This window comes from Aminiphilus sp. (genome assembly GCF_029975095.1).
In the GTDB taxonomy this organism is placed as follows: Bacteria; Synergistota; Synergistia; order Synergistales; family Aminiphilaceae; genus Aminiphilus.
This window is the reverse complement of the sequence record NZ_JARKPW010000092.1, coordinates 1-13,887: the sequence shown is the minus strand read 5'-3', so window position 1 is coordinate 13,887 and position 13,887 is coordinate 1. Positions and strand designations below refer to the sequence as shown.

Annotated in this window: 17 protein-coding genes; all 17 read left to right on the top strand. The window is 55.0% G+C overall.

Annotation, left to right across the window (positions count from 1 at the left end; genetic code table 11):
• Positions 1–1,183, top strand: a 1,183-nt coding sequence (locus tag Q1K49_RS05640) for a WecB/TagA/CpsF family glycosyltransferase (RefSeq protein ID WP_300523770.1), incomplete at its 5' end; no start/stop codon positions are given.
• On the top strand, positions 1,180–1,659 hold the full coding sequence (locus tag Q1K49_RS05635) for a CBS domain-containing protein (RefSeq protein ID WP_300523767.1): 480 nt from the start codon (positions 1,180–1,182) through the stop codon (positions 1,657–1,659). The genes Q1K49_RS05640 and Q1K49_RS05635, both read left to right, overlap by 4 nt.
• Positions 1,634–1,990 carry a hypothetical protein gene (locus Q1K49_RS05630; protein ID WP_300523765.1) on the top strand — a complete coding sequence of 119 codons (357 nt, stop codon included), beginning with the start codon at positions 1,634–1,636 and terminating at the stop codon, positions 1,988–1,990. The genes Q1K49_RS05635 and Q1K49_RS05630 overlap by 26 nt, the downstream gene beginning before the upstream one ends.
• A complete protein-coding gene (locus Q1K49_RS05625) occupies positions 1,987–3,894 on the top strand; it encodes a V-type ATPase 116kDa subunit family protein (protein WP_300523763.1) in 1,908 nt (635 codons plus the stop codon). Before Q1K49_RS05630 ends, Q1K49_RS05625 begins: the two co-directional genes overlap by 4 nt.
• Positions 3,879–4,097: an ATPase gene (locus Q1K49_RS05620; RefSeq protein ID WP_300523761.1), complete on the top strand. Its 219-nt coding sequence runs from the start codon at positions 3,879–3,881 to the stop codon at positions 4,095–4,097. Before Q1K49_RS05625 ends, Q1K49_RS05620 begins: the two co-directional genes overlap by 16 nt.
• Before the next feature lie 31 nt (positions 4,098–4,128).
• Entirely contained in the window at positions 4,129–4,767 is a 639-nt protein-coding gene (locus Q1K49_RS05615; RefSeq protein ID WP_300523758.1) for a hypothetical protein, read from the top strand.
• Complete coding sequence (locus tag Q1K49_RS05610; RefSeq protein WP_300523755.1) at positions 4,700–5,776, top strand: V-type ATPase subunit; 1,077 nt, start codon at positions 4,700–4,702, stop codon at positions 5,774–5,776. Before Q1K49_RS05615 ends, Q1K49_RS05610 begins: the two co-directional genes overlap by 68 nt.
• 14 nt (positions 5,777–5,790) lie before the next feature.
• Positions 5,791–6,057, top strand: coding sequence for a cell division protein (locus tag Q1K49_RS05605; RefSeq protein WP_300523753.1), 267 nt, complete (start codon positions 5,791–5,793; stop codon positions 6,055–6,057).
• A 10-nt stretch (positions 6,058–6,067) separates the two neighbouring features.
• Complete coding sequence (locus Q1K49_RS05600; protein ID WP_300523750.1) at positions 6,068–7,828, top strand: V-type ATP synthase subunit A; 1,761 nt, start codon at positions 6,068–6,070, stop codon at positions 7,826–7,828.
• A complete protein-coding gene (locus Q1K49_RS05595) occupies positions 7,825–9,222 on the top strand; it encodes a V-type ATP synthase subunit B (RefSeq protein WP_366146044.1) in 1,398 nt (465 codons plus the stop codon). The genes Q1K49_RS05600 and Q1K49_RS05595 overlap by 4 nt, the downstream gene beginning before the upstream one ends.
• A 2-nt stretch (positions 9,223–9,224) precedes the next feature.
• Complete coding sequence (locus Q1K49_RS05590; RefSeq protein WP_300523747.1) at positions 9,225–9,878, top strand: V-type ATP synthase subunit D; 654 nt, start codon at positions 9,225–9,227, stop codon at positions 9,876–9,878.
• Positions 9,853–10,059, top strand: a complete 207-nt coding sequence (locus Q1K49_RS14885; RefSeq protein WP_366146043.1) for a DUF951 domain-containing protein — start codon at positions 9,853–9,855, stop codon at positions 10,057–10,059. The genes Q1K49_RS05590 and Q1K49_RS14885 overlap by 26 nt, the downstream gene beginning before the upstream one ends.
• Positions 9,999–10,520 (top strand): 23S rRNA (pseudouridine(1915)-N(3))-methyltransferase RlmH, encoded by a 522-nt coding sequence (locus Q1K49_RS14880; protein ID WP_366146045.1) that lies wholly within the window; start codon positions 9,999–10,001, stop codon positions 10,518–10,520. Before Q1K49_RS14885 ends, Q1K49_RS14880 begins: the two co-directional genes overlap by 61 nt.
• 24 nt (positions 10,521–10,544) lie before the next feature.
• Positions 10,545–10,871 carry a YbaB/EbfC family nucleoid-associated protein gene (locus tag Q1K49_RS05580; protein ID WP_300523742.1) on the top strand — a complete coding sequence of 109 codons (327 nt, stop codon included), beginning with the start codon at positions 10,545–10,547 and terminating at the stop codon, positions 10,869–10,871.
• Positions 10,872–10,879: 8 nt separating this feature from the next.
• Positions 10,880–11,506, top strand: a complete 627-nt coding sequence (gene recR / locus Q1K49_RS05575) for a recombination mediator RecR (RefSeq protein ID WP_300523739.1) — start codon at positions 10,880–10,882, stop codon at positions 11,504–11,506.
• A 9-nt stretch (positions 11,507–11,515) separates the two neighbouring features.
• A complete protein-coding gene (locus Q1K49_RS05570) occupies positions 11,516–12,697 on the top strand; it encodes a PIN domain-containing protein (protein ID WP_300523736.1) in 1,182 nt (393 codons plus the stop codon).
• Positions 12,697–13,884: a 2-C-methyl-D-erythritol 2,4-cyclodiphosphate synthase gene (ispF, locus tag Q1K49_RS05565; RefSeq protein WP_300523735.1), complete on the top strand. Its 1,188-nt coding sequence runs from the start codon at positions 12,697–12,699 to the stop codon at positions 13,882–13,884. Before Q1K49_RS05570 ends, ispF begins: the two co-directional genes overlap by 1 nt.
• The last annotated feature ends 3 nt before the right edge of the window (positions 13,885–13,887 follow it).

The following is a 13,887-nucleotide window of genomic DNA, read 5'->3' as shown; positions in this document are numbered from 1 at the left end:
GAGCAGGCACGGACACATGTCTCGACGATTGGGGCAGCCTCTTGCGGCGTTTTGGGGCGTTCTCGTCGCAGGTACGTCCATGATGGGTGTGAATAAGGGGGTTACATTTTCGACGTTGCTCCTGCTTCCCCTCGGGCTCTTTGCCGTTCCTCTCATGGAGGCCTCGGTGAACGCCATAAGCAGAGCCTTTCGGAGCGAAAAGGAGAGGGGCGGGACCATGTTCCTCTATCGGAAGCTCGTGAACAGAGGTGTTGATCATCCGAGTGCCGTCCGAGCCGTAGCGGTGGTCTGTGCGTCTTTGGGATTCTCCGCTGCCGCGTATCAGCTCAGCCCGGAGGGGCCTGGCATGCTGGTAGCTTTTTTTGCACTCTGCGGGGCCGGTCTGTATGTGTGGAGTGTGCTCTACGGTGCGAAAGAGCATAAGCCGGAGCGGAGGCCTGAGATCTGGGGAGTGCCAGTGGACAACGTCTCCACTCAGTATGCCCTCGGGAAGGTTCGCATGTGGATCAACGAGGAGAAGCGATTCGCCTCCATCGTCACACCCAATGCGCTCGCTGTCTATGAATGCAGAAAGAACAAGGAGCTCTTCAACGTTTTTCGGGAGGCTGATCTGGCGATCGCCGATGGTATGGGGCTTTTCTGGGGAATGAATTTCCTGGGCCATCCTGTGCAGGAACGGATTCCCGGCGTCGATTTCATGGAGCAACTCTGCCGGCTTGCGGCGGGAGAGGGATGGCCTGTTTTCTTTCTCGGAGGAAAACCGGGGATTGCCGCAAAGGCGTCGCATTGCCTCGTGGAGAAATATCCGAAACTTCTCGTTGCCGGAGTGGAAGATGGTTTCTTTGATGAGCGAGCTTCCTTGGAGATCTGCGAAAGAATTTCCGCTTCCGGGGCGAAACTGCTTTTTGTCGCTCTCGGGTCACCTCGTCAGGAGCTCTGGATTTCAGAGCATCGGGACGCCTTGGGTGCCCTCGTTGCCATGGGAGTGGGGGGCAGTTTCGATATTTTTGCGGGATGCCTCAGGCGTGCCCCTGAAAGGTGGCAACGCGCCGGCTTCGAATGGCTCTTTCGTCTTCTTCAGGAACCTTGGCGGTGGAAACGGGCAGTGAAACTCCCTCTTTATGTTCTCGCCGTCCTTTTGACGAGGTTCGGCTTGCTTGGAAAGGTGCGAAACGAAGGATGAATACCCACGCAGCAGCGTTCATGGTTCGAGATTTGACGGCGATTTCCGAGGACGACGCAGTGTTGGAAGCGGTTCGCGTCATGTATTCCCAGCGTATTTCCGGTATTCCCGTGGTGCGGGACAATTGGTATCTCGTGGGATACCTTTCCGAGACGGATATTCTTCGGGCGGCGGTTCCCACCTATCTGGAAGTTCTCGCACAGAGCACGTTCCTTGAGGATTCGGAGGGGAGTTTTCTCGATCGCCTCAAAGTTCTGGCTCATCGAAAGGTGAGCGATTTCATGTCTGTGAACCTCATTGCCGTGGAACCCACAACGAGCCTCATGACTGTGGCGGATCTCATGCTCCGAAAGCGGATCAAGCGTCTTCCCGTTTCGGAGAACGGCAAACTGGTGGGAATCATCGACAGAGGAGCGTTCTGTGAATTCGTGATGGAAGCGGAGACATTCGATGAAAGAACAGGAAACAAGCGCTGAAAATCAGGAACGTATCCGTCGGGAGTTGGAGAGCCTGCGCCTCGAGTATGAAGATCTTTTCCTCAGGGAAAAGGAGGCCATCGAAAAAGAACGCCTCCTCGCATTGGAAAAATTGGAGGAAATGGCGGTAAGGACACTGGAAGATGTTCAGGCGGAACGAATGACGTCTCTAAAAGAGGTGGAAGAAGAGGAACGGCTTCTGCGAGAATCCATGGAATCCAAGATGACGCTCCTTCTTGCAACCCTCGACCGAGCGGAGATCGTGGAAACCCTTTATCGGTATGCTTGGGGGCGCCTCGTTCTTGAATCACCCGAGGAGAATTTGCTTTGATACGCCCTATGGTGCGGCTCGCCCTTTGGGGTGTGGCGAGCAGAAAAAACGAGCTGGTTCGAACACTGCATGAGATGGAGGTGTTTCACCTCGTTGCTTCTCCTCGTATGACGTCATTGCCTGACGGAGACCTCCACAAGACGAGAGTCGTCGGAGCGACCTTGTTGGGGATGCTGGAGGTTCTTTCCTGGGATGAGTGGAACACCTTGGACGACGTACAGCTCGAACGGGCTCGGGCGGGGCTTGACCAGCTCACTCCCGACCTTGCCAACGAGGTGGAGCGAAGCATCGAGTCGTTCAGAACGCGACTAGCCGACCTTCTCCAAGAAAAAGAAGCCCTTGAGGAATCCCATAGAGCCCTGAGGAAATCCCACCAAATCACCTCCCATTTTTCAGGATTTCTCAAAGAAGAACGCGCTTCAGGGAACGAGGTTTCTCTGTGGTGGATCGTTCCGTCTCTGCAGGGCTCTCTCTTGGGGCGTATACGAAAGGTTCTCAAGAAGCATACCTCTGTCAAGGAACGTGTGTCGCTTCGGTACCATAGCGTCCGCGTGGAAAAGGACGTGTTGCTTGCCGTGAGCGTTCCTCCGTCTGCGCTTGAAGAGGTGGAAACGCTCTTTCGGGAGAATGGCGCAGCGGCGTGGCGGGCGCCTCATGTCTTCGAGAAGGAGACGCCTTACGCATCCTTTTCGGCGGTGGAGGAGGGGTTGCAATGGTTGCCTGCCCGCCTCGACGAGATCGAAAGGGAACTGTTGAAGACGAGGAAGGAATGGGGACCGAAGCTCGCCGCGCTCTTCATCGCTCTGGACGAACAGGCAGAGGTTGTCGAAGTGGAGAGGGGATTGACGGAGAAGGGGGAACTGTTTTTCGTCGAAGGCTGGGTGCCCGGTGACGCACTTTCTTCCATCGTGTCATGCCTGCGCGAACGCTTTGACAGGGATGTGCTTCTTTCCTGGCGCTATCCCTCGGATGACGAGTGGCACAAAGTACCTACAGCGCTATCCAATCCGGGACCGTTCGCTCCCTTCGAACTCTTTCTCAAACTTCTTTCTCCGCCGAAATATTCCGGACTTGATCCTACTGTTCTTATCGGCATTTTTTTCCCCTTTTTTTCCGGTTGTATGGTTGGTGACATCGGTTACGGTTTTTTTATCGCTCTCTTCGGTTTTCTTGCGCGGCGTTTTGGGAAATCCGTGCTTATTTCACACGTTGGAAGCATTCTCTACTTCATCGCGGGATGGAGTATCGCCTGGGGAATTGCCTACGGCGAGCTCTTCGGGGATATGGGACATCGTCTTCTGCACATGAGGCCTCTTTGGGTGGAGCGATCCGAAGCGGTCATGCCGGTGCTCGTTTTCACGGTGGTGTTGGGGCTGGCTCACGTCTGTCTCGGTCACCTCTTGGGACTCATCGAAGGGATTCGTCATCGCCACAAACATCTCTGGATGGAAAAATTAGGTAATCTCGTCATTCTGTCCGGACTTGTCCTAGGGATTGTCATCTTCAAGGGATGGCTTCCCGACAAGCTTTTTTCGGTCTCCCTCTCCGCAGTCATCGTCGGCACGGTGGTTCTTCTCATGGGAGGCGGACTGGGAGGAGTCATCGAATATCTCGGAACCATCGGCAACGTCCTGAGTTACGTGCGAATCGGTGCCATCGGTCTTTCTTCCGCAATTCTCGCCATGGTCGCATCTTCTTTCGTGGATGTTCTCGGTATTTCCATTTTGGGAATCATGATGGCTTTGGCCATGCACCTCCTCAATTTCGTTCTGGCTCTCGCGGGGTCTGGGTTGCATGCTGCCAGGCTCCATTACGTCGAGTTTCTGGGGAAGTTTTACGTCGGGGGCGGTATTGCCTATCGACCGTTCGGGAAAAGGAGGAGTCCTTCGTGGAAAAAGCCCTGATAGCTCTTGCGGCGGCTCTCGCAGTGGGAGTTCCTGCTCTTGCCACTGCCTACGCGCAGGCCAAGATCGGGAGTGCCGGTGCCGGCACCGTGGCGGAGAAGCCGGAAACCGCAGGAACGATGATCATTCTCGAGGCCATTCCGGAGACGATGGTGATTCTCGGTTTCGTCGTGGCCATTATGCTCATTCTTCGCCTCGCCTGAGGACGGGGCAGAAGCGGGAACGGTGGTTTTCGTGTCTCAGAACGATGTGGAAACACGACTTGAGGCGTTCAAAGAGGCCTTGCGCGTGGAATACGAGGTGCGCATAACTTCCGAAAAGCGTCGCATGGAAGAGGAAATCGAGGATCGCGTTGCTGAGCGGCGCCGCCAGGTGGAAAAGCAGGTTGTTCTGTTGAGGCGGGAGATTGCGTCGGAAAAAGCACGTCGCCTTTCCATGCGAAAACGGTTTCTCCTTCAAGCGCTTCGGGATAAAGTGGCTTTTTTGGGAGAAGAAATCCTGAATGCGGTGGAAGAAAAAATAGCGATTCGCCTGAAAGAGGAGAATTCTTCCGGTTCCAGCGCCTCCTCTCTTGAGCGCTTGGTCGCCGAGGCGCTTTTTGTTGCGGGAACCCCCTGCGTTGTTTCCGTTCCACCGGGTGCCGGAGAGAGCCTTTCCTCCAGACCGGAAATCGTTGAGGTCAGGGAAGATATCGACGATCCTTGGGGTGGGTGTACGGTCTACGCTGCCTCGGATAAACGGATATTCATCGAGAATACTCTCCAGACCAGATGGAGACGATGTCGCGCCGAAGTGGGGCGGGAACTTGATCGATTCCTTGTGCCTTTTTTTGAAGAAGTGGATAGGATCTCCAGAGAATTACGGTTATCTTAATGCTTCTCTAAGAGCAAGGTCCACTTCATTTCTTCAGGGTGAGCAATACGCTTCTCTCGCCAGGGGTGGCTTGCGTGGTGTAGAGGCGTTTCTTCTTGAAAGCCGATACGCAAGGGCGTACCGGCTTGAGTTGGTGTCCACCGAAACGTCTTCTCTCAAGCGCCTTGAAACGGCTCTTGCCCTGGGGGTTGCCGAGGAGCTGCACTTTGTGCGATCTCTTGCGCAGGGAGAACCGGCGGCGTTGCTGTCGGTTCTCCTGGCGAGGGCGGATCTGCACAACGGTCGTCTCTTGTTGCGCTCTTTCGCCGTTCCTCGTCGAGATGCTTTGCTTCAGCCTCTCTGGCATGAATACGGCAGTATTTCCGGGGATCTCTACCATGAACTTTGGGAGAGCGCATCGCTTCTTGAACTTTGCGAACGGTGCAGAGCCGTTGTGCATCCTTTTGCCGGAGCTATAGGAGAAGCCGCTGCAGCGCTTGCCCGGGGACATCCTCTTGTAGTGGCTGAACGCAGGTTTCGTCTGGGCATCCTTGAGGCGCTCCGGAGTGAAATCTCTTCTTTCTCCTCCTCCAACGTCGCACGCGTGAGAGAGTATCTCGGTCGTCTCATTGATCTTTGGAATATCGGCATCTGGCTCAGACATCACACGGGCTATGAGGAGACTCCTCATCAGGAAAGCGAGTACGTGCCCGAAGGGTATGCCCTCCCGTCCCACCGTCTCGTCCTCGCCCGTTCCCTCGCGGAAGTGGTTCATGGAACACCTTGGCGTTCCTGGATACGGAATATCGCCGAGACGACGCCCTCAGAATTTCAACGGGCTCTTCACGGTGCTTTTTTGCAGTGGCAAATGGGGCTCATGAGGAAAAACCCCCTTGGCATCGAAGTTGCCATCGGTTATGTGGCCAGACAGATTACGGAGTGGCAGAATCTCAACACCATCGTCGTCGGTGCCGCTCTGGGACTTTCGCCTGACGGTATCCTCGAACGGCTGATCGGAATCAAGAACTGAAAAGGCTGATGTCCATGGACGAGAGAACTTACGAGACACTTGTGCTTGGAACGCGACTCTTCATCGATCTCTGGTCCGTGAAGGGATTTGTTCCTGTCAATTGCGAACATCCCGAGGATGTTCGCACTGTTTGGAGCCGGCTTGTGGAGGAAAGGGTAGCGTTCATCCTCGTCGAGGAGGGATGGTTCGAGCGCCTTCCTCATCCTGTAAAGCAACGGATACACCATATGGGACGTCCCGTGTGGGTTCCTTTTCCCGATATGAAACTCCGAGAGGATTGAGGTGGCGACAATGACGCGAGTCGGCCGTGTACGTGCGGTGGCAGGGCCGGTGATACGCGCCTTCGTTGATTTTCCTGTACGCATGTTCGAAGTCGCTCACGTTGGCGAAACCATGCTCATGGGAGAAGTGATACGCATTCGCGGTGCCGGAGTGGATATTCAGGTTTACGAGGAGACGACGGGAGTGCGTGCAGGAGAGCCCGTGTACTTTTCCGGTCGTCTTTTCGAGGTGGAGCTCGGCCCCGGATTGCTCGGGCAGGTCTTCGACGGCATCGGACGTCCTCTGTACACGCTCGGTAAGGATTCCCTGTGGATTCCGAGAGGGGCTGACGCGGCCACGTTGGACAGGGCGACGCGGTGGGAGTTCGCGCCGTCCGTCGCGGAGAACGCTTTGCTCAAGGCTGGTGATCTCTGGGGTGTCGTGAGGGAAGGGCATGCAATCGAGCATATGTTGATGGCACCGCCCGATTTTCCCGGTGGCGTGGTTCAGAGGATTGCGTCGAAAGGAGTCTATGAGGTAGAGACCCCTTTATGTTTTTTCCAGGATGCGCCTCCCTTTTCCATGATGCAGCGTTGGGAAGTTCGCAAACCGAGGCCTGTGGCGCGGAGGTTTTCCTTGGATGTCCCTCTGGTGACGGGGCAGCGCATTCTCGACACGTTGTTTCCTTTGGCATTGGGCGGTGCAGCGGTCATCCCGGGAGGATTCGGAACGGGAAAGACCGTGACACAGCAGGCTCTTGCAAAATGGTGTAATGCCCAGGTGATCGTCTATATCGGCTGCGGCGAGAGAGGAAACGAAATGACGGAGGTCCTGGAGGAATTTCCCACGCTTGTGGATCCTCATAATGGATTTTCCTTGATGGAACGTATGGTGCTCATCGCCAACACGTCCAATATGCCCGTTGCCGCCAGGGAGGCGAGTATTTATCTCGGCATGTCCATTGCGGAATATTTCCGGGACATGGGGCTCCATGTTGCGATCATGGCGGATTCCACTTCTCGTTGGGCCGAAGCGCTTCGCGAAATTGGAGGACGCTTGGAAGAGATGCCCGGGGAAGAGGGATATCCCGCCTATCTCGGTTCCCGTCTCGCTCAATACTACGAGAGGGCCGGAAAGGTCGCTCCTCTCGGTTTTCCGGAGCGGCTCGGTTCGGTGAGCGTCATCAACGCCGTCTCGCCTCCTGGAGGGGATTTTTCCGAGCCGGTGACCCAGGGAAGCCTGCGTCTCTCCGGAGTCTTCTGGTCTCTCGACAAGACGCTGGCGCAACAGCGGCACTTTCCGGCCATTAATTGGAAGACGAGTTATTCCCTCTACGAGGAACAGATGGATGCCTATTTCGAGAGCCTTTTGGGAAAGAACTGGAAAGAGGGGAAACGATTTCTTCGGGAAACCCTTGCCAGGGAAAAAGATCTCTTGGATTTGGTGCAACTTGTCGGGCGGGATGGCCTTTCCGAAACCGATAAATGGGTGCTCTTTCTCTCGGAACTCCTGCGTGTGGTATACCTGCAGCAGAATGCCTTCGACGCGGTAGACGCATTCTGTTCTCTCACGAGACAGAACGATCTGCTGTGTTTTCTCCGGGACATGGATCTTCTTGTACGTAACCGCATCGACCAGGGACTTCTCTTCGAACAGATCCCGACAGCGGGCATGCGTGTCGAGTTGATCAGGCTGAGAAGCGAGGATGACGAACACTTTCCCCTCGAAATGGCCAAATGGAGCGCCAGATTTTCCAAAGTACTCGACGAGACCGAGGTGATCGCTCTGTGAGCCCTGCAATGAGACCACTCTATCGCGAAGGATATCGGACCGTTCGGGATATCGTGGGTCCTCTGCTTTTCGTCGAAGGGGTACGGAATGCGGGATACGGAGAAACGGTCACGGTGGAAAGCCCTCAGGGCATCGCCACGGGACAGATTTTGCTGGTAGAGGAAGGCTATTGTGCGATTCAGGTCTTCGAGGGAACCATGGGACTCGATGCGCCTCGGAGTACGGTGTATCTCGAAAGAGACATCGTACGGGTCCCCGTGGGAAAGATGCTCATGGGACGCATTCTCGACGGGCGTTTTCGGCCTCTTGACGGCAAACCCGCGCCTCTGGGCGGTGAGTTGATGTCGATTCAGGGAGAGCCGCTCAATCCTACACGGCGAATCGGACCAGATAAGTTCGTCGAAACGGGTATTTCCACCATTGATCTCATGAATACCCTTGTCAGGGGGCAAAAACTGCCGATCTTCTCCGGAGCCGGTCTTCCGGCAGCAAGAATTGCTGCGCAGATCGCCACCCAGGCGCGTGTTCCCGGGAGTGAACAGTCTTTCCTCGTGATTTTCGCTGCTATGGGAGTTACGCAACAGGAAGCGCGCTATTTCATGGATGTTTTTTCAGAAGCGGGTGTCCTTGCTCATGGCGTTTTTTTTCTTAACCTTGCGAGTGATTCCCCCGTGGAGCGGTTGCTCACCCCCCGTATGGCCCTTGCCGTAGCGGAATATTTTGCGTTTACCCTGGAATACGATGTGCTCGTGGTCCTCACGGACATGCTGCAATACTGCGAGGCCCTTCGGGAAATCAGTGCAGCCCGGGAGGAAATGCCAGGCCGTCGCGGTTTTCCCGGCTACATGTATTCGGACCTTTCGACGCTCTATGAACGAGCAGGCAGCGTCAAGGGGAAAAGCGGAAGTATTACGCAAATTCCCATCATCACCATGCCTGATGACGACATGACCCATCCGGTGGTGGACCTTTCCGGGTATATTACCGAAGGACAGATCGTGCTTTCCAGGGATATGAATGAACGCGGTCTCTTTCCTCCTGTGAGTGTCCTTCCCAGCCTGAGCCGGCTGATGAACAAGGGTATCGGACGGGGGAAGACCTTTCCAGAACACAGGGCTTTGGCCGATCAACTCTACGCTTCCTCCGCGAAGGGAAAAGAGCTTGAACGGCTGAAGCTCATCGTCGGAGAAGAAGGCTTGAGTCCCGTGGAACAAAATTACCTCTCCTTTGCAAAACGCTTCGAAGAGCGTTTTGTCCACCAGGGGCAAGAGGATCGTCCGCTCGACAGTTCCATGAGAATAGGCATGGAGTGTCTCTCTCTTCTTCCCAGGGACGAGCTTTATCGGCTTCCCGAAGAGTATCTGCAACGCATGACCGAAGGAAAAGTGACCTAGACATGGTACTTTCTCCGACAAGGGAACAGATGCTCGCGCTGAGGCGCAGGACGGAGACGATTCGGTACGGGATGGGGCTTCTCCAGAAAAAAAGGGATGCCCTTGTTCTCGCGATTGAACAGGAACGACGCCTTTTCGCTTCTCTCGGGAAAAAATTCCGCGATCTCTGTGTGCGCATTTCCATGGTCTATGCGCTGGTCCGTATGTACGAGGGGCAACACATGTTGTCCCTTCTGCATCCGGGACAGATTCCTCTCGTTGTGGTGATGGAACGCCATTCTCTCATGGGATGTACTTTTGCACAGTTTCGTCCTGCCCATTCGGAGGACGAATTGCATCCCTCTACGATGAAATACGATCCCGCACTCGCCTCTATTCATCTTGATGACCTTTTGTCGGCTCTTTCCGATGCGGACGAGATCCTTTGGCGCTATATCAATGTAAGAGCAAAGCTCGTGGCTCTTGAAAGGGACCTGCGAAACACCATGCGGAAAATCAACAACCTGGAACACGCGGTTCTCCCGACGTTGCGGGCAGAATATAAACGAATCCGAGAAATTCTTGCGGAACGGGAACGACAGGACCGATACACTCTGAAGAAGATGTCTCGCAGAAACCGTTTCATCTCCCATGAGCACGAAAATGGGCTATTATAGAAACCCCATCGAACCGGGAATTCTTCTGGAACTGAAGAAAGGGCATCCCTGTGGTTCCCGGATATGGGAGGTCGTGCGTGTGGGAGTGCTGATACGAGTTCGTTGCCGTGTTTGTGGAAGATGCTTGGATATGGAGCCTCTCGCGCTTCGCAGGGCTGTTCTGGGAAAGGTGGAGCAATGAAGCTCGTGATTCTTTCCGTGGGTCTACCTCGGACTGATTGGGCTTTCGAAGGATGTTCTCAGTATGAAAAGAGAATTGGAAAACTTCTTCCTCTCGCTTGGGAAACGGTTCCGGAAGCTCGAGGCATCAAAGATGTCGAGGCTGTGCGAAGAAAGGAAGAAGAGCGGATTCTGCAACGCATCACCGAGAGAGACTATCCGGTACTTCTTGACGAGGCGGGAATATGTCGTTCCAGCAGGGATTTTTCAATATGGCTTTATGAGTGTCTTCAGAGCGTTTCCGGGCGTTTGCTGCTCGTTGTCGGCGGAGCACATGGTGTGGGGGAACGAATCAAGAGCCGCGCAATGGAAAGAGTCTCTCTTTCTCCCATGACGTTCCCTCATGAGCTCTGCCTTGTTCTTCTTTTTGAACAACTCTATCGGGCTGTTTCCATTCGTCATGGAATGCGGTACCATCATTGACCGCGTCAGTCTTTCGGAGAAGGAGTGTGGTGTGTGGTGAAGATGGATAAATTGTTCAAACAGGCTCAAAAGATGCAGGCCCAAATGCTTCAGATCCAGGAACGTCTTGCGGAGGAAAAAGTGGAGGGTGCGGCCGGAGGGGGCATGGTGCGCGTTGCGGCGAACGGCCAGGGAGATATCCTTTCCGTCACGATCTCGCCCGAAGTCATCGATCCCCAGGATCCGGAGATGCTGGAGGATCTCGTTCTTGCCGCGGTGAACGAGGCGTTGCGTCTCAGCAAGGAATTGACTAATCAGCGGATGGGGCAACTCACCGGGGGTATGGGGCTCAACGTACCCGGGCTCTTTTAGAGAGTGCCATGCCCTTACCGGAGCCCCTGGAAAAGCTCGTCGCGCTTTTCGAGAAATTCCCCGGAATCGGAGAGAAAAGTGCCCGGAGAATGGCCTTTTTCGTTCTCCATCAGAGTCAGACCTATGCACAGGAACTTGCTGCGGCCCTGATCGACCTCCGCTCTCGTCTGGCGCCGTGTTCTGCTTGCGGTAACATGACGGACATCGATCCCTGTTCCCTTTGCCGGGATCCCATGCGGGACAAAAAGACTCTCTGTGTCGTCGAAACAGCGGAGGATCTCATCAGTATCGAGCAAGCTGGAATCTATTTCGGCCTCTATTTTGTATTGGGGGGAAGGGTTTCGCCTCTGGATGGAGAAGAGTTGTCCCCGGAGAGGCTGGATGCACTGCTTTCCAGAGTGGAGAACCTTGCGACGGAAGAGATTATCGTCGCCACGAATCCGAGAGTCGAAGGTGATTTGACCTATTATTCCGTTCTGGATGCACTGAAGGATTTCGAAGGAAAAATTACCCGTCTTTCTTACGGTCTCCCCGTGGGGGGAAGTATCGGTTTTGCGGACAGGGTAACGCTTCATGCGGCGCTGGAGAGCCGAAGGGAAGCACCGAAAAACGGAAACCAACAGAAGGGGAGGTGAATCGCGTTCATGGAACATGGTCTTGTCGTCATCCTCAGAGGAGTTGTTCGTACGCTGTTGTCCTTTCTCGGTGGTTTTGCGGGGTACCAATTGGCGCAGTACTTGCGCGACCAGGTTTTTCAGGAGATCCCTCTGCTCAGAAATTACTGGCCCTGGGGGAATTTCTCGGCAAATATCGCGTTTCTCGGCTTCCTTATCATTCTTATGGCGGGTATAGGATATCTGGCGACACCCTTGTTTCTTCGGGCGTTGCTGCGATTTGGTCTGCTTTTTGAGAGCCAGCTCCAGTCCATCAGTTGGACGGATCTCACCGTAGGCATCGTCGGGCTCATCATCGGTCTTCTTGTAGCCAATCTCCTTGCACTGCCCTTTGCGGATTTTCCCGGCGTGGGCAGTTACATTGCAGTATTGTTGAACGTTGTTTTGGGATACACGTTTGTCCGCATCTTTCTGAAACGCCGTGAGGATATCGTGAACATGGTCTCCACCGTCGGCGAATTGAAGGGGAGAATTCTGCCGAAGGTCCGGCGGATCCGGGGGGGAAAGGAAGAAAAAGAGATCACCCTCTCCAGCGATGGCATGGATGTCAAGATTCTAGACACCAGTGTGGCCATCGACGGAAGAATTCTCGACGTCGCTTCAACGGGATTTCTCGAAGGCATACTCGTCCTGCCCAGGTTTGTGCTCACGGAACTCCAGGGTGTGGCGGATTCTTCGGATCCTACCCGAAGAACCAGGGGACGGAGAGGTCTTGATGCCGTCAACGAACTGCAGAAACTCGCTACCCTGCGAGTGGAGATCCTGGAGATTTCTCTCAAGGAGCTGCAGGTCGATTCCGTAGATCAGGGTTTGGTGGCCTTGGCGAAGCAGATCTCGGGGAAAATCATCACGACGGACTACAATTTGAACAAAATCGCCCAGATCCAGGGGATTTCCGTGTTAAACGTCAACGATCTGGCGAATGCACTCAAACCCATGCTTCTTCCGGGAGAAAGCGTCACGGTCGACCTCATTCGGGAGGGGAAGGAGCCGCATCAAGGTGTGGGCTATCTCGATGATGGGACCATGATTGTCGTCGAGGAAGGGGACCGCTATGTAGGGCGGCGGGTCGACGTGGTGGTCACGTCCATGCTGCAGACGTCGGCGGGTCGTATGGTGTTCGGAAGGTTGCGGAGGGATTCGCACCTGTAATGGATGCCTCCTTTATTATCGTTGCCTCGGGAAAAGGAACACGTATGGGAGGGACTCCAAAGCAGTTCTGTCGGCTTGGTTCCATGCCCATGTGGAGATGGAGTGCCTTTGTTGCGAACGCGCTCTTTCTTGAAGGCATTGTCGGGGAATGTGTTCTTGTCATTCCTGAGGGGAAAACAATGACCTCGGATGTCGATTGTTTTGAGATGCCATTGCGTTTCGCCCCAGGTGGAATGGAACGGGCGGATTCTGTCTTGTCCGGCCTTCGAGAGGCATCGGGGGAAATGGTTCTCGTGCACGATGCGGCACGTCCCTTTGTTTCGACCGATCTCTGCAGGCGCCTTCTTCTCGCCGCCGGCGAAGGAGGCGCTGTTCCCGTTTTGCCTGAGACGGACGCGCTCAAGCGCATATCGGAGGCCGGCGAAGTGATGCCCGTTTCCAGGGAAGGGCTTTTCAGAACACAAACACCGCAGGTCTTTCCTCGCCATCTCTTGCTCGGTGTCCTCGAGCGGGCGGAGCGCGGGGCAAAGGATGAAGCGGAGGCATGGATTGCGGCGGGCATGCCCCTCACGACCGTTCCAGGGGAAAGAAAGAATTTCAAGATCACCTACGAAGAGGACATGACAATGGCGCAGATGCTGGCGAGAGCACAGGCAAAGGATGTCCTTCGGACAGGTCACGGGTACGATGTGCATCCTCTCGTACCTCACCGTCCACTCCTGCTTGCGGGGGTACGCATTTCCTCTGCCTTGGGGCTCCAGGGGCATTCCGACGCCGACGTGATCGCCCATTCCGTCGCCGACGCGTTGCTCGGGGCGGCAGGAGAACAGGATCTGGGAACGCTCTTTCCCGCCTCGGAAGAACGTTACCGGAATGCGGATAGTATGTTGCTTTTGGACGAAGTGTGCAGGCGCATTTTCTCCAGGGCGTGGATCGTGGAGTGGGTGGATGTCACGCTGATAGCTCAGGTTCCTCGACTGGGGGCCTTTGTCCCGGAGATTGAATCCGCGTTGAACGCTGTTTTCAACAGGGTTTGGAAGGAAAACTCCGGGGGGAAGACGAACCGGTGTGTACACGTAAAGGTAAAATCCGGAGAGCACGTGGGAAGTGTCGGCAGAGGCGAGGCCATGGTGTGCCATGCAGTGGCCACGCTTCGTCGGTTCGAAAACGAAGCGGATCAGATATGACCG